Raw genomic sequence first — 17865 nt, 5'->3', positions numbered from 1 at the left:
ACTGATCCCGACCATGCCCGCCCTTGCCACCCGCCTGACGGAAATCCCGGTCGCCCCCTCCGTGGCCATGTCCATCAAGGCGCGCGAGATGAAGGACCAGGGCCACCGGGTCATCAGCCTCACCGTCGGGGAGCCCGACTTCGCCACGCCCCCGCATGCCATCGAGGCCGCGAACCGCGCCGCGCTCGAAGGGCTGACCAAGTACCCGCCGCAGGACGGGATCGCCGCGCTGAAGCAGGCGATCCAGCGCAAGTTCCGCCGCGAGAACAAGCTCGACTACGCGCTGAACGAGATCATGGTCGCCAATGGCGGCAAGCAGATCATCACCAACGCCTTCCTCGCCACCTGCGATGCGGGGGACGAGGTGCTGATCCCCTCGCCTTACTGGATCAGCTACGCCATGCAGGCGAAGCTGGCCGGCGCCGACGCGAGTTTCGTCTCCTGCCCGCAGAACAACGGCTTCAAGCTGCGGCCGGAGGATCTGGAGGCGGCGATCACGCCGAAGACCAAGTGGCTGGTCCTCAACTTCCCGAACAACCCGACCGGCGCCGCCTGCTCGCGCGCCGAGATGCAGGCGCTGGCCGAGGTCCTGCTGCGCCATCCGCAGGTCTGGATCATGTCCGACGACATGTACGAGCACCTCGTCTATGACGGCTTCGAGTTCTGCACCATCGCCGAGGTCGAGCCGCGCCTGAAGGACCGCGTGCTGACGCTGAACGGCGTGTCCAAGACCTATGCGATGACCGGCTGGCGCATCGGCTATGCCGGTGGCCCGGCGCCGCTGATCAAGGCCATGGTGACGATGCAGGGCCACCTCACCGGCGGCGTCTCCACCGTCGGCCAGGCCGCCGCCGTCGCCGCGCTGGACGGGCCGCAGGACCTGGTGGCGGAGCGGGCGAAGGCCTATCGCGAACGCCGCGACTTCCTGGTGGAGCGGCTGAACGCCATCCCCGGCATCGCCTGCCACAAGCCCGAAGGCGCCTTCTACCTCTTCCCCAACATCGCCGGCTGCCTCGGCCGCACCACGGCGGGCGGCAGGCGGCTGGAAACGGATACGGACTTCGCCATGGCCCTGCTGGAGGAACAGCATGTCGCCACCGTCGCCGGCGCGGCCTATGGCATGAGCCCCTATCTGCGCCTGTCCTATGCCACGGGCATGGAACAGCTCGCCGAGGCCTGCGCCCGCATCGACCGCTTCTGCCGGGGCCTTTCGTGATCGACGGCGGCGCCATCATCCGCCCGGGTGCCGACAGCGACGCGGAAGGCTTCATCCGCCTGATCGGCGATGCCTGGGCGGAGTACCCGAACTGCATCCTGGACGTGGACGGCGAGAATCCCGAGCTCCGCGCCCTGGTCACGCATTTCGACAAGGTGGGCGGCGCCGTCTGGACGGCGGAGCAGGGCGGCGAGGTCGTCGGCATGGTCGCCGTCCGCCCGCTCGGCTCCGACAATGCCTGGGAGATCTGCCGCGTCTATGTCCGCCGCGACCATCGCGGCACCGGGCTGGCGCACCGGCTGCTCGACATCGGGGAGAAGCGCGCGCTCGATGCCGGGGCGGAACGCCTCGTGCTCTGGACGGACACGCGCTTCGACACGGCGCATGCCTTCTACGAGAAGCGTGGCTATGTCCGCTCCGGCTCGATCCGCATCCTGGACGACATCTCCAAGTCGCTGGAATTCCGCTACGCCAAGCCGGCGCGCAGCCTCGTCGTGGAGGCCCTGGACGCCGCCGCGGCCACCAGCGCCGAGCGCCGCCTCGCCGCCATCCTGGTGGCCTGCGTCGACGCCGGCGCCTCGGTCTCCTTCCGGCCGCCCCTGCCCAGGGAGACGGCACGCTCCTTCTGGCGCAACGTGTCCTCCGATGTCGCCACCGGCAAGCGCCTCCTCCTCGTCGCCTGGTCGGAGGGGCAGATCGCCGGCACGGTGCAGCTCGTCCTCGACACGCCAGCCAACCAGCCGCACCGGGCCGAGGTGGCCAAGCTGCTGGTGGACCCGGCCTTCCGCCGCCGGGGCATCGCCCGCGCCCTGATGCGCAAGGCCGAGCAGGCGGCGCGCGGCGTCGGCCGCAGGCTGCTGACCCTCGACACACGGAGCGACGGCCCGGCCGAGGCGCTCTACCGCGAGATGGGCTGGACCGAGGCGGGACGCATCCCGGGCTATGCGCTCGACGCCCAGGGCGTGCCGCACGGCACGACCCTGTTCTGGAAGGCCCTTTGAGAAGGCATCCAGTCCCCGCGGCCCATTTCGCCGGCCATCCTCCGCCTCCCTCCGGGCTTGCCGGCGCCGTCCGGGCGGCGTCCTATGTCTCTCCCGCAGGAGCGAAGGATCCCGACCATGCGCCGATCGCCGTCGCCCGGATGCCGCTTCCGCCTGGACATCCGGGTCCGCTGACATGGGCCCCGACCATGGCCTGCCGAATCCCGCTCTGCCCGGCGCCGAATCCGTCTCTCCCCTGCCGTCCGACCTGAGGGGCCGGATCTCCTTCCTCTGCGCCGGGTCGGAGAAGGCCGTCATCGCCCGCGCCCGCCTGATCGCCCGCTATGGCGACGCGACGCCCGACGAGGCCGCCGTGGTGGTGGCACTGGGCGGCGATGGCTGCATGCTGGAAACGCAGCACAGGCTGCTGGGCCGCAACCTGCCCGTCTATGGCATGAACTGCGGCAGCGTCGGCTTCCTGATGAACGAGTTCCGCGAGGACGACCTGCCGGAGCGCCTCGCCGCCGCCCAGGCGGCGGTGCTGCATCCGCTGCGCATGCTGGCCACCGATGCCAGGGGCGAGGTCCAGACGGGACTTGCCATCAACGACGTCAACCTGCTGCGCGAAACGCGTCAGGCGGCCAAGATCCGCATCACCGTGGACGGCAAGATCCGCCTCGCCGAGCTGATCTGCGACGGTATCCTCGTCTCCACCCCGGCCGGCAGCACCGCCTACAACCTTTCCGCGCATGGCCCCATCGTGCCGCTCGGCGCCAACCTCCTGCCGCTCACGCCGATCAGCGCCTTCCGCCCGCGCCGCTGGCGCGGCGCGCTGCTGCCCTCCGAGTCCGTGGTGATCTTCGACATCCTGGAGCACGAGAAGCGCCCCGTCGCCGCGGTGGCCGACTACACCGAGGTCCGCGAGGTGATCCGTGTCGAGGTGCGCGAGGACAGGAGCGTGGCGCTGACCATGCTCTTCGATCCCGATCACGGTCTCAGCGAGCGTATCGTCGCGGAACAATTCACGGTCTGACCCTACAAGAATCTGTCATTCCTGCCGCATTCGCCTTGCGCCCGCCACAGTTCCCCCGGAAGAGGGACGCCTCATGGCTGACGTGATTCCAGAGGCCGGCCTGCCGCCTCTCCCAGGTCCCGAATCCGCCCTCTTCCTCGATTTCGACGGCACGCTGGTCGAGATCGCGGCGCGCCCGGACCTCGTGGTGGTGCCGCCCGACCTGCCCCCGGTGCTGCAGCGCCTTTCCGCCGCGCTGAACGGCGCGCTGGCCATCGTGACCGGCCGGGGGCTGGAGGTCGTGCGCGGCTTCCTGCCCGTGCCCGGCCTCGTCGTGGCCACGGAGCACGGAGCGGTGCTCGACCCGCCGGACGCGGCCTCGCCGCCGCTGCCATCCCCGCCCGCCGCCTGGCGGGAGGCCGCCGACCGCTTCGCCGCCATGCATCCCGGCGCCCTGGCCGAGCACAAGCGCCACGGTCTCGTGCTGCACTACCGCCTGGCGCCCGAGGCCGGCGAGGCGGCCCATGCCCTGGCGGAAGCGATGGCGGCCGAGCTGCCGGACGACTTCCGCGTCGTCCCGGCCCATGCCGCCTACGAAGTCCGCCCGCGCTTCGCCGACAAGGGCAAGGCCGTCCACCGGCTGATGGCCCGCGCCGCCTTCGCCGGGCGCAAGCCGATCTTCGTGGGCGACGACGTGACGGATGAGGACGGCATCACCGCCGCCTATGCCATGGACGGCATCGGATACCGTATCCCGGAGGATTTCTCCGGCCAGCCCGCGCGCTTCCGCGCCTGGCTCGCCCGGGCTGCCGATGCCCTGGAGGCGGGGCCGGGGCCGCGCCGGTCCGGCAGGAGCTGAGGCATCCTCATGTCGCCCCCGTTGCGAAACCGAGCCTGTCAGCATGTCGTTCTTCCCCCGGGGAAGCGGTTCATTTCACCGATCGGGACGATCAAGAAGATCAGGGAGGAGGGGCTGTGGGACGCCTAGTCGTCGTATCCAACCGTGTGGCCGTGCCGAAGCGGGACGATCCCCCTGCGGCGGGTGGACTCGCGGTTGCCCTCAAGGAGGCCTTCAAGGCCCGCGGCGGCATGTGGTTCGGCTGGAGCGGCCATGTCGTCGGCGAGGAGCCCGGCCCGGCCAAGACGGTCCGGCGTTCCGGCGTGGACTACACCGTCTTCGACCTGAATGACGACCAGTATCGCGGCTTCTATGTCGGCCATGCCAATGGCGTGCTCTGGCCGCTCTTCCACTTCCGCCTCGGCCTCCTGACCTATGACCGCCAGCAGGCCGAGGTGTACCGGGACGTGAACCGCGAGTTCGCCCGCCGGCTCCTCCCCCTCCTGCGTCCCGACGACACGATCTGGGTGCATGACTACCAGCTCATCCCCCTCGGCGCGGAGCTGCGGGCGATGGGGGCGAAGCAGCGCATCGGCTATTTCCACCACATTCCCTTCCCGCCCTGGGCGCTCTTCTCCGCCCTCCCGGATTCCGACCGGATCCTGCACGACCTTCTGGCCTATGACCTCGTGGGCGTGCAGTCGCGCCGCGACCTGCAGGGCCTCATCGACTGCATGAACCAGGGCACCGGCATGCAGGTGCCGGCGGACGAGACGGTGCGCTTCCGCGGCCGCGAGACGCGGTTGCAGGCCCACCCCATCGGCATCGCCACCCGGGAGTTCAACGAGACCGCCGCCCGCGCCGCGCGGGGTTCGGAAACCCGCCGCCTCGTCGCCAGCCTGGGACACCGCGACCTGGTGATCGGCGTGGAACGGCTGGACTACACCAAGGGCCTGCCGGAGCGGCTGCGCGCCTTCGCCGCCCTGCTGGCGGAATACCCGCAGCATCGCGGCCACGTCACCTATCTCCAGATCGCCGCCAAGTCCCGCGACGATATCGAGAGCTATCGCGACCTGCGGCGGGAGATCGACCGCCTCGCGGGCACGATCAATGGCGACTACGCCGATCCGGACTGGACGCCCGTGCGCTACGTCGCCCGCGCCCTGTCCCGCGACTGCCTTGCCGGCTTCTACCGGGTGTCCAAGGTGGGGCTGGTGACGCCGCTGCGCGACGGCATGAACCTTGTCGCCAAGGAGTATGTGGCGGCGCAGGACGCGGAAAATCCTGGCGTCCTCGTACTGTCCCGCTTCGCCGGCGCGGCCGAGAACATGCCGGAGGCCCTGCAGGTCAACCCGCTCGATCCGGTGGGGGTCGCCTCGGCCATCCACAACGCGCTGGAGATGCCGCTGGAGGAGCGGCGGGAGCGGCATGCCGCCATGTACCGCAGGCTGGAAACCCAGAATGTCGGCGTCTGGGCCAAGGCCTTCCTGGAAGCGCTGGAGATTCCCGATTCCGCCCAGGCCGAGCCTCAGCCGGAACCCGACCTCAGGCTGCGGACCCAGTACTCGACCTCCTCGGCGGGCAGATCGCGTTCCCACCGGGCCAGCACCCGCAGCGAACTGGCGAGCCGCGCCTTGTAGTCGGCCTGCGGCACCTCGACCGCGCCGAAGCGGGCGAGGTGCGAGGTCAGGAACTGCGTGTCCAGCAGGGTGAACCCGCCGCGCCGCAGGCGGATCACCAGATGCACCAGGGCGGTCTTGGAGGCATCCGTCTCGCGGGAGAACATGCTTTCCCCGAAAAAGGCCCCTCCGAGCCGGATGCCATAGAGGCCGCCCACAAGCCTCCCGTCCCGCCATGTCTCGATGGAATGGGCATGGCCGAGCCGGTGCAACTCGTTGAAGAGCGCCTCCACCTCGGCATTGATCCAGGAGTCCTCGCGCCCGGGGGCCGGGGCAGCGCAGCCCGCCAGCACCTCGGCGAAGGCCCGGTCCGCGGTCACCGTGAACCGGCCGGACAGCACCGTGCGCGCCAGGCGCTTCGGCAGGTGGAAGCTTTCCAGCGGCAGGATGCCCCGCTGCTCCGGGTCCAGCCAGAAGAGCCGGTCGGAAGCCCGGCCCTCCGCCATCGGGAAAAGCCCTGCGGCATAGGCACGCAGGACGAGGTCTGGGGTGATCGCGATCCCGCGCCGGCTCATCGGCGCCTATCCTGGCACGGCCGGCGCCGCACCGCACCACCCGCCATGCTTCCCGAATCCGGGAGCCGCCCCTTGCCCACCCTTTCGGGTGGCTGCCGGGACGGCCCGCCCGGAAGCGGAACGGTCAGGCCCCTTCGGATTCGCGGGCCACGAACTTCTCCAGCCAGTGGATCGTGTAGTCGCCGGACTGGAATTCCGGGTCGTCCATGATCTTCTGGTGCAGGGTCAGCGTCGTGTTGATGCCGTCCACCACCGTCTCGTCCAGGGCGCGGCGGGCGCGGGCGATCGCCTCCTGCCGGTTCGCGCCATAGACGATCAGCTTGGCCACCAAGCTGTCGTAGTAGGGCGGCACGTTGTAGCCGGCGTAGAGCGCGCTATCCATCCGCACCCCCAGCCCGCCCGGTGCGTGGAAGGTCGTGACCCGCCCCGGGCTCGGCGCGAAGGTCAGCGGGTCCTCCGCCGTGATGCGGCACTCGATGGCATGGCCCTGGAAGCGGATGTCCTTCTGCTCGTAGCCAAGCTTCTCGCCGGCAGCGATTCGGATCTGCTCCTTCACCAGGTCGATGTTGCAGACCATCTCCGTGACGGGATGCTCGACCTGCAACCGGGTGTTCATCTCGATGAAGGCGAACTGCCCATCCTGCCAGAGGAACTCAAGCGTGCCCGCGTTGCGGTAGCCGAGCTGCTTCAGCGCATTCGTCACCGTGGTGCCCAGCGCGTTGCGATCCTCGGCGGTGAGCACCGGGCTGCCGGCCTCCTCCACGAGCTTCTGGTGGCGCCGCTGCAACGAGCAGTCGCGCTCGCCCAGATGCACCACATTGCCGTGGTTGTCGGCCAGGACCTGCATCTCGATATGGCGCGGCCGGTCGAGATACTTCTCCATGTAGACGGCATCGTCGCCGAAGGCCGCCTTGGCCTCGGTGCGCGCCACCTGCCAGGCTTCCTCCAGCTCGTCCGCCGAACGCGCCACCTTCATGCCGCGCCCGCCGCCGCCCGCCGCCGCCTTGATCAGCACCGGATACAGGATCTGGTCGGCGATCTCGCGCGCCTCCTCGATGGAGGCCAGCGCGCCCGGCGAGCCGGGCACCAGCGGCACGCCCAGGCGGCGCATCGCGTCCTTGGCGGCGATCTTGTCGCCCATCATGCGGATATGTTCCGCGGTCGGGCCGATGAAGGTCAGGCCATGCGCCTCCACCATCTCGGCGAAGCGGGCATTCTCCGACAGGAAGCCATAGCCCGGGTGGATCGCTTCCGCCCCGGTGATGGTGGCCGCCGCCAGGATGTTGGCGACGTTCAGGTAGCTCTCGCGCGGCGAGGGCGGGCCGATGCACACGCTCTCGTCGGCCAGGCGGACATGCATCGCCGTGGCGTCGGCCGTGGAATGCACCGCCACCGTGCGGATGCCCATCTCCTGGCAGGCACGGTGGATGCGGAGCGCGATCTCGCCCCGGTTGGCGATCAGGATCTTGCGGAACACGTGACCGCCCTTACTCGATCACCATCAGCGGCTCGCCGAACTCCACCGGGGTCCCGTTCTCGATCAGGATCCGGGTCACGGTGCCGGACTTGGTGGCCTTGATCTGGTTGAAGGTCTTCATCGCCTCGATCAGCAGGAGGGTCTGCCCGGCGCTCACCTGCTGGCCCTGGGTGACGAAGGGCGCCGCACCCGGCTCGGGCGAAAGATAGGCCACGCCCACCATCGGCGAGGTCACCGCATTGGCATGCGACACCGGTGCCTCGGCAGGCGGGGGTGCGACCGCCGCGGGTGCGGGAGCCGGGGCGGCCTGCATCGCCGGCGCCGCCATCTGGGCCATCACCGGGGCAGCCACCGTCACCTCGCGCGCCACGCGGATGCGGCTGTCCTTCTCGACCAGCTCGATCTCGGTCAGATCGGTCTGTCGCAGGATCTCGGCGAGTGCCTTGATGGCGTCGGGGTCGAAGGAAAGGCCGCTCATGCGTCGTCGTCCAGTTCGGTCTGTGCGGTCGCCAGCATGTCCGCCATGGCCCGGAGCGCCAGGGCATAGCCCTGAGGTCCCAGCCCGCAGATCACCCCGGTCGCCGCGCGGGAAACGTAGGAGACATGCCGGAACGCCTCCCGCCGGTGGATGTTGGTGAGGTGGACCTCGATCACCGGCAGCCGGACCGCCACGAGGGCATCCAGCAGGGCGATGGAGGTAAAGGAATAGCCCGCAGGGTTGATCACGATCCCGGATGCCCGCCCGCGGCATTCCTGCACCCAGGACACCAGCTCGCCCTCGCCATTGGTCTGGCGGAAGTCGATGGCCAGCCCTTCCTGGTCCGCGACCTCGGCGCAGAGCGCCTCGATGTCGTCGAGCGTATCGGCCCCGTAGATCTTGGGTTCCCGGGTGCCGAGCAGGTTCAGGTTGGGGCCGTTCAGGACAGCGATCAGGGGCGGGGACAAGGTTGTGACCTCTTGAACCGCGCGGGGCTAGCAGGGTGAGAGGGAAGGGGCAAGCACGGCCTGCATCTTCGCATCTGCGAGAGGCCGCCCCGGCGCGCCCCGCGAGGCGCCGCCAGGGCACGGAGGCGCTTGCGTCCCGCCCGGGAGCGCGCCACATCCGGACCATGTCAGAGATCACCTCCGCAACCCGGCCGGACACGATCCGCATCACGGTCAACGGCGAGCCACGCCACATGGCGCACGGGGCCAGCCTGGTCACGCTGCTGGCCGAGCTGGGCCTCGACACCCGCAAGGTGGCGGTCGAGCGGAACGAGGAAATCGTACCTCGCTCCACCTATGCCGCGACGCGCCTGGAAGCGGGGGATTCCCTGGAAATCGTGCACTTCATCGGCGGAGGCTGAGGCTCATGGACGGCATTCAGACGGCGGATGACGGCTGGGAGGTGGCCGGCCGCCGCTTCCGCTCCCGCCTGATCGTCGGCACCGGCCGCTACAAGTCGCTGGAGGAGACGGCCGAGGCCATCGAGGCATCCGGCGCCGAAATCGTCACGGTCGCGGTGCGGCGGGTGAACCTGTCCGACCCCGGCGCGCCGATGCTGCAGGACTTCGTCCCTCCCGACCGCTACACCTACCTGCCCAACACCGCCGGCTGCCACACCGCGAAGGATGCCGTCCGCACCCTGCGCCTGGCGCGCGAGGCGGGGGGCTGGAACCTGGTGAAGCTGGAGGTGCTGGGCCCGCCACCCTTCCTCTACCCGGACATGAAGGCGACGCTGGAGGCCGCCGAGGCCCTGATCGCCGATGGGTTCGAGGTCATGGTCTATTGCGCCGACGACCCGGTGGCGGCGAAGCGGCTGGAGGAGATGGGCTGCGTCGCCATCATGCCGCTGGGCGCCCCGATCGGCTCCGGGCTGGGCGTGGCCAATCCTTTCATGATCCATTCGATCAAGGAGCAGGCCAAGGTCCCCGTGCTGGTGGATGCCGGCATCGGCACGGCCTCGGAGGCCGCCTTCGCCATGGAACTGGGCTGCGACGCCGTGCTGCTGAACAGCGCCATCGCCCATGCGAAGGACCCGGTCCGCATGGCCCGCGCCATGAAGGCGGCGGTGGAGGCCGGCCGTCATGCCTTCCTTGCCGGCCGGATGCCGCGCAACTACGCCGCCGATCCTTCCTCCCCCACCAGCGGCCTGATCCGCTGAACCCCGGCCAGGGGATGGGCACACCCTTTTCCTGGCTCCGCTTTTCCGCAACGGCTTCGCGCTCGCGGCCCGATTCCCGGCCCTCCGGCACCGGGCAGCCTGGGCAGATTTGCGTCCATCTCGCGACAGGCCTGCGATAGACGCCGGTCTGACCGGAAGACTCCCGGTGAAAAGCGTGAAGGGCCGGTGAATAAGCCGGACGGCCAAGGAAAACATGGGAGGGGTTTCCGGCCCCCCAACTTTTTCTGCGGAAAAAAAACGGCTGTGGCCGAAATTGGCACTTGTGCCGCACCCCCGCTGCCTCTATCTGCCCCTCCAACGCAGTACGCACGTGCCTCTGGCCCTGGGTGGTTACGCAACGACGTCAAGCGTCCTGGCAACCTTTGGTCGCTGGTTCGTTCGACCGTTCGCAACACTGACAGGGCCGGCCGCCGGGAAGGCGGCTGCCCTGCCGCTTTCTGGGAGGGTGCCGCGATGACCCCCAAGATCGCCCAATTCCTGCGCGACGCCGCGCCGGCCACTCCCTGCCTCGTCCTCGACGTGGACCGGGTGGAGGAGAACTACCGCCGCCTGCAGGCCGCCATGCCGCAGGCCCGCATCTACTATGCGGTGAAGGCCAACCCCGCCGCCCCGATCCTGGACCGCCTGGTCGGCCTGGGCTCCAGCTTCGATGCCGCCTCCTACGAAGAGGTCTCGGCCTGCCTCGACGCGGGCGCCGCGCCGGAGACCATCTCCTACGGCAATACCATCAAGAAGGAATCCGCCATCAAGGCGGCCTTCGACCGCGGCATCCGCATGTTCGCCTTCGACTCCGAGGGTGAGCTGAAGAAGCTCGCCCGCTCGGCCCCTGGCTCCCGCGTCTATTGCCGCATCCTGGTTGGCAATGACGGCGCCGAATGGCCGCTCAGCCGCAAGTTCGGCTGCGAGATCGAGATGGCGAAGACGCTGATGGTCCAGGCCGCCGAGCTCGGTCTCGACCCCTTCGGCCTCTCCTTCCATGTCGGCTCCCAGCAGACCAAGACCACCGCCTACGAGGCGGCGATCGCCAGGGCCGCCATGCTCTTCACGGACCTGCGGGAAGCGGGCGTGAAGGTGCGCATGGTGAACCTGGGCGGCGGCTACCCGGTCCGCTACCGGGCCGAGGTGCCGGAGATCGATGCCTTCGGCGCCGCCATCATGGGCGCGATGACCCGGCATTTCGGCAATGCCCTGCCGGATATCGTCATCGAGCCGGGCCGCTTCATCGTCGGCGATGCCGGCGTGGTCTCCGCCGAGGTCGTGCTGGTCTCCCGCAAGGCCGAGGACGACCCGGTCCGCTGGGTCTATCTCGACATCGGCCGCTTCGGCGGCCTGGCCGAGACGGAGGGCGAGTCGATCAAGTACGACTTCCGCACCCCGCATGATGGCGAGGATGAGGGGCCGGTGACGATCGCGGGGCCGACCTGCGACAGCACCGACACCCTCTACGAGAAGTCGAACTACCGCCTGCCCCTGGCCCTCGACGCCGGGGACCGGATCGAGCTGCTGGCCACCGGCGCCTATGTGACGACCTATGCCAGCCAGCGCTTCAACGGCTTCGTGCCGCTGGCCGAGCATTACGTCTGACGCGGGCGGGGGAGGGGTCTTCCTCCCCCATTCCATGGGTCCGCGGCCCGGTGCGCCCCAGGCGTGCCGGGCCGTTCGTCTTTTCGGAATGTGACGAGCCGGGCTAGGCTGTGGCCATGGACGAGATCGACCGCAATATCCTTATCGCCGTGCAGCAGGACGGAGCGGCCGGGCTCGCGGAACTCGCCAAGATCGCCGGCCTTTCCGTCTCCGCCACGGCTGAGCGGGTCAAGCGGCTGGAGGAGCGCCACACCATCCGCGGCTGGCGGGCCGACCTGGACCCCGCCGCGATCGGTTGCTCGCTCCTCTCCTTCGTCTTCGTGGGCATGCGCGCCGGCCGCGACGGCGCGGATTTCCGGGAGGCCGTGCAGGCCCTGGAGCCTGTCCTCGAATGCCACGCGGTGACCGGCGGCTGGTCCTGGCTGCTCAAGTTGCGCTTGCCCGACCTGACCGCCCTGGAGCAGTTCGTGGACCGGGAGATCCGCACACTGCCCGGCGTGGAGCGCACCGAGACCATCGTGGCCACCGCCACGGCCAAGGAGACATCCATCCTGCCGGTGGCGGAAGCGGACGAGGACTGACCGGCCGGAGGCGGTCCGACTGCCGGGCCGACGGTGTCCACGATGAAATGTTTCGTCAAACGATCCTTTGACGAAAATTTGTCCTTGTTCTGTCCGAAAGCTGGCGACCGCATTGCAGGGCTGCTAGAACCCGGCAGCATAGACATATTCGCGTCCGAAGTTGTCGGGAGCTCCCTTGGACATGACAGTTCGTCTCGTGGCGGCGGGTTTCGCCGCCCTTGTGGCATTGACGGGCCCCGGCCGGGCGCAGGAGCTGAACCTCGCGGTCGGCGCGCCGGTCACTTCGCTCGACCCCCATTACCATGCGCTGTCGCCGAACTACGCCGTGGCGGACATGCTGTTCGACAGCCTGACGACCTTCGACGCGAAGGGCCGGCTGCAGCCGCGCCTGGCCGAGAGCTGGAAGCCGGTGGCCGAGGATGTCTGGGAATTCAAGCTGCGCCCCGGGGTGAAGTTCCATAACGGCAACGATTTCACCGCCGAGGACGTGGCCTTCACGCTGGAACGCGTGCCCAACGTCCCCAACAGCCCCTCCTCCTATGCCATCTACACGCGAGGGGTGAAGCGGGTGGAGATCGTCGATCCGCTGACGATCCGCCTGCACACGGACGGCCCCTACCCGCTGCTCGCCACCGACCTCGCCCAGGTCGAGATGCTGGACCGCGAGACGCACCAGGGCGCGGGGACCGAGGATTTCAACAGCCTCAAGGTCGCCATCGGCACCGGCCCCTTCCGCGTCACCTCCTACCGGAACGGCGACCGCATCCTCTACGAACGCAACGAGAACTATTTCGGCGAGAAGCCGGCCTGGAAGAAGGTCACCTATCGCATCATCGCCAATGACGGCGCCCGCACCGCGGCGCTGCTCTCGGGCGATGTGGACTTCATCGACCAGGTGCCGACCAGCGACATCGCCAAGCTGTCCAAGGACAGCCGCGTGCGGATGAGCGAGGCGGACGGGCTGCGCCTGATCTTCCTGTTCCTGGACCACCTCCACGCCCAGTCGCCCTTCATCACCGACAACGCCGGCAAGCCGCTGGAGAAGAACCCGCTCAAGGCGCTGAAGGTCCGGCAAGCGCTGTCGATGGCCATCGACCGGCAGGCGATCACCCAGCGGGTGATGGAGGGTGCCGCCGCCCCGACCGCGCAGTTCCTCTCCATCGGCGCCTTCGGCTCGATCCCCGGCCTGCAGCCCGCCAAGGCCGACCCGGAGGGCGCGAAGAAGCTGCTCGCCGAAGCCGGCTATCCGGACGGCTTCCGCATCGTGCTGAGCGGCCCCAACGACCGCTACATCAACGACGCCCGCATCATCCAGGCGATCGGCCAGATGTGGGCCCGGATCGGTGTCCGCACCCAGGTCGATGCCCAGCCCTGGGCCGCCTATGTGCAGAAGGCGGCCCGGCGGGAGATCGCGGCCGGCCTCGTCGGCTGGGGCATCTCCTCCGGCGAGGCGACCTCGCCGCTGCGTGCCCTGCTCGCCACCCCGACGCCGGAAAAGGGCTGGGGCACCTCCAACCGCGGCTCCTACAGCAACCCCGCCATGGACGCGAAGCTGGCACAGTCGTTGCAAACGCTGGACGACGACAAGCGCGAGCAACTGCTGCGCGAGGCCAGCCAGATCGCGCTCGACGACGTGGGGATCATCCCGATTCACATCCAGAAGAACATCTGGGCGATGCGCCCGACCCTGGTGCACGAGGCCCGTGCCGACGAACTGACCCGGGCGCAGGATATCCGCCCGGCTGCCCAGTAAATGGGCGGATCGTGCACCTCCGCACGGAATTCCCAGCCCGGCGGCGTGGCCCATCCGCGCCGTCCGGGGCCATGACGAGTTGAATCCATGACCGTTTACCTCCTGCGCCGGCTGATCCAGGCGGCTCTCGTGATGCTGGCGATGTCGGTCATCGTCTTCGTCGGCGTCTATGCCATCGGCGACCCGGTGGAGATCCTGATCAGCCCCGATGCCGACCAGATGGAGCGCGAGCGGGCGATCAAGGCGCTCGGCCTCGATCTGCCGCTCTGGATGCAGTACCTCTCCTTCCTCGGCAACGCGCTGCATGGCGACCTCGGCCGCAGCTTCGTGTTCAACGAGCCCGCCCTGCAACTGATCCTGCAGCGCATGCCCGCGACGCTGGAGCTCGCCCTCGGCGCCACCTTCCTGGCCCTGATCATCGGCATCCCGCTCGGCCTCTATGCCGGGCTCAAGCCGCATTCGCCGATCTCCTCCGGCATCATGGCGGGCTCCATCCTGGGCTTCTCGCTGCCGACCTTCTGGGTCGGGCTGATGCTCATCATGGTCTTCGCCGTGCAGCTCGGCTGGCTGCCTTCCACGGGCCGCGGCCAGACGGCGGAACTCCTGGGCGTGCAGTGGTCCTTCCTGACCCGGGACGGGCTGGCGCACATGGCCATGCCGGCGCTGAACCTCGCCCTGTTCAAGATCTCCCTGGTCGTGCGCCTGACCCGCGCCGGCGTGCGCGAGACCATGCTGATGGACTTCGTGAAGTTCGCGCGCGCCAAGGGGCTGACCAACAGCCGTGTGATCTTCGTGCATGTCTTCAAGAACATCCTGATCCCGGTCATCACCGTGGTCGGGCTGGAACTCGGCTCCACCATCGCCTTCTCGGTGGTGACGGAAAGCGTCTTCGCCTGGCCGGGCATGGGCAAGCTGATCATCGACAGCATCAACGTGCTCGACCGTCCGGTGATCGTGGCCTACCTCATGATCATCGTCTTCATGTTCATCATCATCAACCTGACCGTGGATCTGATGTATTCCGCGCTTGATCCGCGCGTCCGGCTGGAGGGCAAGGCATGAGCGCCACCGCCGCCAAGCCCGGGGCAACCGCCCCGGCCGCCGCCCCGTCCGCACCGAAGGTCGAGACTCCCTTCAAGCGCTTCGTTCGTGACTTCGCTGCCTCCAAGCTGGCGATGTTCGGGCTGATCGTCTTCACGATCATCGTGCTGCTGGCCATCCTCGCGCCCTGGATCTCGCCGCAGAACCCCTACGACCTCGCCCAGCTCGACATCATGGACGGGCGTCTGGAGCCGGGGTCGCGCAACGCCGACGACACCATGACCTACTGGCTCGGCACGGATGACCAGGGCCGCGACATGCTCTCGGGCATCCTCTACGGGCTGCGCATCAGCCTGATCGTGGGCGCCGGGTCAGCCATCTGCGCCGCGCTGGTGGGGGCCTCGCTCGGCATGCTCGCCGCCTATGCCGGCGGCCGCACCGACACCTTCATCATGCGGCTGGTGGACCTCCAGCTCTCCTTCCCCTCGATCCTCGCCGCGCTGATGATCCTGGCCTTCCTCGGCAAGGGCATCATGAACGTGGTGCTGGCGCTGATCATCGTGGAATGGGCCTATTACGCCCGCACCGTGCGCGGCACGGCGCTGGTGGAGCGGCGGCGCGAGTATATCGAGGCGGCGCAGTGCCTCGCCCTGCCGACGCACCGCATCATCTTCCGCCACCTGCTGCCGAACTGCCTGCCGCCACTGATCGTGGTGGGCACCATGCAGGTGGCCCGCGCCATCGCGCTGGAGGCGACGCTCTCCTTCCTCGGCCTCGGCGTGCCCATCACCGAGCCCTCGCTCGGCCTGCTGATCTCCAACGGCTACGAGTACATGCTCTCGGGCAAGTACTGGATCTCCTTCTACCCCGGCATCGCGCTGCTGGTGACCATCGTCTCGATCAACCTCGTGGGCGACCATCTGCGCGACGTGCTGAACCCGAGGCTGCAGAAATGAGCGCCGCCAAGCAATCTCCCATGGGGGTTCCGGCCACCAGCGCCGCCCCGACGCTGGAGGTCCGCGACCTCCAGACCCACTTCTTCACCCGCGCCGGCGTGATCAAGGCGGTGGACGGCGTCTCCTTCTCCGTCGGCCGCGGCAAGGTGCTGGGCCTCGTCGGCGAGTCCGGCTCCGGCAAGTCGGTCACCGGCTTCTCCATCATGCGCCTGGTCGATCCGCCGGGCCGCGTGGTGGGCGGTCACATCCTGTTCCAGGGCCGTGACCTCGCCACCATCCCGGAGGAGGAGATGCGGCAGCTTCGCGGCAACCGCATCGCCATGATCTTCCAGGACCCGATGATGACGCTGAATCCGGTCCTGCGCATCGACACCCAGATGATCGAGACGCTGCAGGCGCACGAGAAGATCTCGCGCGAGGATGCCCGCCAGCGGGCCCGCGACACGCTGGGCATGGTCGGCATCCCGAGCCCGGACGAGCGGCTGAAATCCTATCCGCACCAGTTCTCCGGCGGCATGCGGCAGCGCGTGGCCATCGCCATCGCCTTGCTGAACCGCCCGGAACTGATCGTGGCCGATGAGCCCACCACGGCGCTCGACGTCACCATCCAGGGCCAGATCCTGGCGGAGGTGCAGAAGCTCGCCGCCAATACCGGCACCTCGCTGATCTGGATCACCCATGACCTCTCGGTCGTCGCCGGCCTCGCCGACGATCTGGCGGTGATGTATGCCGGCCGCGTCGTCGAGTACGGCGATGTGGGGGAGACGCTGGACGCGCCCCTGCACCCCTACACGGTGGGGCTGCTGGGCTCCGTGCCCAGCCGCAACAAGCGTGGCGAGCCGCTGCGGCAGATCCCGGGCATGACGCCCTCCCTGCTCAGCCTGCCGCCCGGCTGCCCCTTCCAGGCCCGCTGCCCGCGCGCGGCCGAGAAGTGCCGCGAATATCCCGCCTTGGACGAGAAGCTGCCCAATCGCTGGGCCCGCTGTTTCTTCCCCCATTTCGAACGCGCGGAGGCCGCATGAGCACCACGCTCGCCCGCCCTGACGCCGCTGCCGCCCGGAGCCTGGGCGCGCCCATCATCGAGGTGAAGGGCGTCTCCCGCCGCTTCAGCAAGACCCTCGACTTCGCCGGCAAGATCGCGAAGAAGCTCGGCGCTCCTGTCCGGGAGGAAACCGTCCACGCCGTGGACAAGGTCGATCTCACCGTCCGCAAGGGTGAGGTGGTCGGCCTCGTCGGCGAATCCGGCTGCGGCAAGTCCACGCTGGGCCGCATGGTGGCCGGCATCCTGCCTCCTTCGGATGGCGAGATCCTCTGGCGCGGCCGCGACCGCAGCACGCTTTCCGCGAAGGAAGCGCGCGAGGCCAAGCTCCGCGCCCAGATGATCTTCCAGGACCCGATGTCCTCGCTGAATCCGCGCCTGCGGGTCACCGACATCGTGGGGGAGGCGCCGCTGGTCCATGGCATGACCACGCGGTCCGGCCTGGATGCCTATGTGGACGAACAGCTCCGCCGCGCGGGCCTCGACCCGGCCTACAAGCGCCGCTACCCGCACCAGTTCTCCGGCGGCCAGCGCCAGCGCATCGGCATCGCCCGCGCCCTGGCGGTGCAGCCGGAATTCCTGGTCTGCGACGAATCCGTGGCGGCGCTGGACGTCTCGATCCAGGCCCAGGTGCTGAACCTCTTCATGCGCCTGCGGCAGGAACTGGACCTCACCTACCTCTTCATCAGCCACGATCTCGGCGTGGTGGAGCATCTGAGCGACCGGGTCGTGATCATGTATCTCGGCCGGGTGGTGGAGGAGGCGCCGGCGGAGGAGGTCTTCGCCCGCGCCAACCACCCCTATACCCAGTCGCTGCTGGCCGCCGTGCCGCGCATCGAGGCGCGCAAGAAGAGCTTCGCCGTGGTGCAGGGCGAGATTCCCTCGCCGCTGAACCCGCCCAAGGGCTGCCACTTCCACCCGCGCTGCCCGCATGCCTTCGAGCGGTGCCGGCTGGAGGTGCCCGTGCTGAAGGAGATCGCCCCGGGGCACCGTTCGCGCTGCCACCTCAACGATCTGCCGGCGGCGTGAC

The 17865-nt window shown here is 68.9% G+C and carries 18 protein-coding genes; 14 read left to right on the top strand and 4 right to left on the bottom strand.

What is annotated here, in order from left to right; translation table 11 throughout:
• Positions 1-13: 13 nt before the first annotated feature.
• From MVG78_RS15735 to MVG78_RS15715, 5 genes are all read left to right on the top strand, one after another.
• Positions 14-1216: a pyridoxal phosphate-dependent aminotransferase gene (locus MVG78_RS15735; RefSeq protein ID WP_247553003.1), complete on the top strand. Its 1203-nt coding sequence runs from the start codon at positions 14-16 to the stop codon at positions 1214-1216.
• A complete protein-coding gene (locus MVG78_RS15730; protein WP_247553001.1) occupies positions 1213-2217 on the top strand; it encodes a GNAT family N-acetyltransferase in 1005 nt (334 codons plus the stop codon). The genes MVG78_RS15735 and MVG78_RS15730 overlap by 4 nt, the downstream gene beginning before the upstream one ends.
• A 175-nt stretch (positions 2218-2392) precedes the next feature.
• The gene (locus MVG78_RS15725; RefSeq protein ID WP_247552999.1) at positions 2393-3229 is read left to right on the top strand and encodes an NAD kinase; all 837 of its coding nucleotides are present in this window, start codon (positions 2393-2395) and stop codon (positions 3227-3229) included.
• Positions 3230-3302: 73 nt separating this feature from the next.
• Positions 3303-4067: a trehalose-phosphatase gene (gene otsB, locus MVG78_RS15720; RefSeq protein ID WP_247552997.1), complete on the top strand. Its 765-nt coding sequence runs from the start codon at positions 3303-3305 to the stop codon at positions 4065-4067.
• A gap of 116 nt (positions 4068-4183) precedes the next feature.
• Positions 4184-5686, top strand: a complete 1503-nt coding sequence (locus MVG78_RS15715) for an alpha,alpha-trehalose-phosphate synthase (UDP-forming) (protein ID WP_247552995.1) — start codon at positions 4184-4186, stop codon at positions 5684-5686.
• On the opposite strand, the gene aat is transcribed toward MVG78_RS15715, so the two are convergent.
• From aat to aroQ, 4 genes are all read right to left on the bottom strand, one after another.
• Entirely contained in the window at positions 5575-6240 is a 666-nt protein-coding gene (aat, locus tag MVG78_RS15710; protein WP_247552993.1) for a leucyl/phenylalanyl-tRNA--protein transferase, read from the bottom strand. The genes MVG78_RS15715 and aat overlap by 112 nt on opposite strands.
• A gap of 124 nt (positions 6241-6364) precedes the next feature.
• Positions 6365-7717 (bottom strand): acetyl-CoA carboxylase biotin carboxylase subunit, encoded by a 1353-nt coding sequence (gene accC / locus MVG78_RS15705; RefSeq protein WP_247552991.1) that lies wholly within the window; start codon positions 7715-7717, stop codon positions 6365-6367.
• A gap of 10 nt (positions 7718-7727) precedes the next feature.
• Entirely contained in the window at positions 7728-8195 is a 468-nt protein-coding gene (accB, locus tag MVG78_RS15700; RefSeq protein WP_247552988.1) for an acetyl-CoA carboxylase biotin carboxyl carrier protein, read from the bottom strand.
• Entirely contained in the window at positions 8192-8662 is a 471-nt protein-coding gene (aroQ, locus tag MVG78_RS15695) for a type II 3-dehydroquinate dehydratase (RefSeq protein WP_027280399.1), read from the bottom strand. The genes accB and aroQ overlap by 4 nt, the downstream gene beginning before the upstream one ends.
• Positions 8663-8826: 164 nt before the next feature.
• On the opposite strand from aroQ, the gene thiS reads away from it, so the two are divergent.
• From thiS to MVG78_RS15650, 9 genes are all read left to right on the top strand, one after another.
• On the top strand, positions 8827-9063 hold the full coding sequence (gene thiS / locus MVG78_RS21805) for a sulfur carrier protein ThiS (protein WP_247552986.1): 237 nt from the start codon (positions 8827-8829) through the stop codon (positions 9061-9063).
• A 5-nt stretch (positions 9064-9068) separates the two neighbouring features.
• Positions 9069-9860, top strand: coding sequence for a thiazole synthase (locus tag MVG78_RS15685; protein ID WP_247552985.1), 792 nt, complete (start codon positions 9069-9071; stop codon positions 9858-9860).
• Positions 9861-10334: 474 nt separating this feature from the next.
• Positions 10335-11465 carry a type III PLP-dependent enzyme gene (locus MVG78_RS15680; protein WP_247552983.1) on the top strand — a complete coding sequence of 377 codons (1131 nt, stop codon included), beginning with the start codon at positions 10335-10337 and terminating at the stop codon, positions 11463-11465.
• A gap of 116 nt (positions 11466-11581) precedes the next feature.
• Positions 11582-12046, top strand: coding sequence for an Lrp/AsnC family transcriptional regulator (locus MVG78_RS15675; RefSeq protein WP_247552980.1), 465 nt, complete (start codon positions 11582-11584; stop codon positions 12044-12046).
• 181 nt (positions 12047-12227) lie between these two features.
• Positions 12228-13799 carry an ABC transporter substrate-binding protein gene (locus tag MVG78_RS15670; RefSeq protein ID WP_247552978.1) on the top strand — a complete coding sequence of 524 codons (1572 nt, stop codon included), beginning with the start codon at positions 12228-12230 and terminating at the stop codon, positions 13797-13799.
• An 87-nt stretch (positions 13800-13886) separates the two neighbouring features.
• Entirely contained in the window at positions 13887-14861 is a 975-nt protein-coding gene (locus MVG78_RS15665; RefSeq protein WP_247552975.1) for an ABC transporter permease, read from the top strand.
• Complete coding sequence (locus tag MVG78_RS15660) at positions 14858-15796, top strand: ABC transporter permease (RefSeq protein WP_247552972.1); 939 nt, start codon at positions 14858-14860, stop codon at positions 15794-15796. The genes MVG78_RS15665 and MVG78_RS15660 overlap by 4 nt, the downstream gene beginning before the upstream one ends.
• On the top strand, positions 15793-16818 hold the full coding sequence (locus MVG78_RS15655) for an ABC transporter ATP-binding protein (RefSeq protein WP_247552970.1): 1026 nt from the start codon (positions 15793-15795) through the stop codon (positions 16816-16818). Before MVG78_RS15660 ends, MVG78_RS15655 begins: the two co-directional genes overlap by 4 nt.
• Positions 16815-17864 (top strand): ABC transporter ATP-binding protein, encoded by a 1050-nt coding sequence (locus tag MVG78_RS15650; RefSeq protein WP_247552969.1) that lies wholly within the window; start codon positions 16815-16817, stop codon positions 17862-17864. Before MVG78_RS15655 ends, MVG78_RS15650 begins: the two co-directional genes overlap by 4 nt.
• Position 17865: the final 1 nt, after the last annotated feature.

The sequence above is a fragment of the Roseomonas gilardii subsp. gilardii genome, assembly GCF_023078375.1.
GTDB classification, from domain to species: Bacteria; Pseudomonadota; Alphaproteobacteria; order Acetobacterales; family Acetobacteraceae; genus Roseomonas; species Roseomonas gilardii.
Note: the sequence above shows the minus strand (reverse complement) of the source record. Positions and strands in the feature narration are given on the sequence as shown.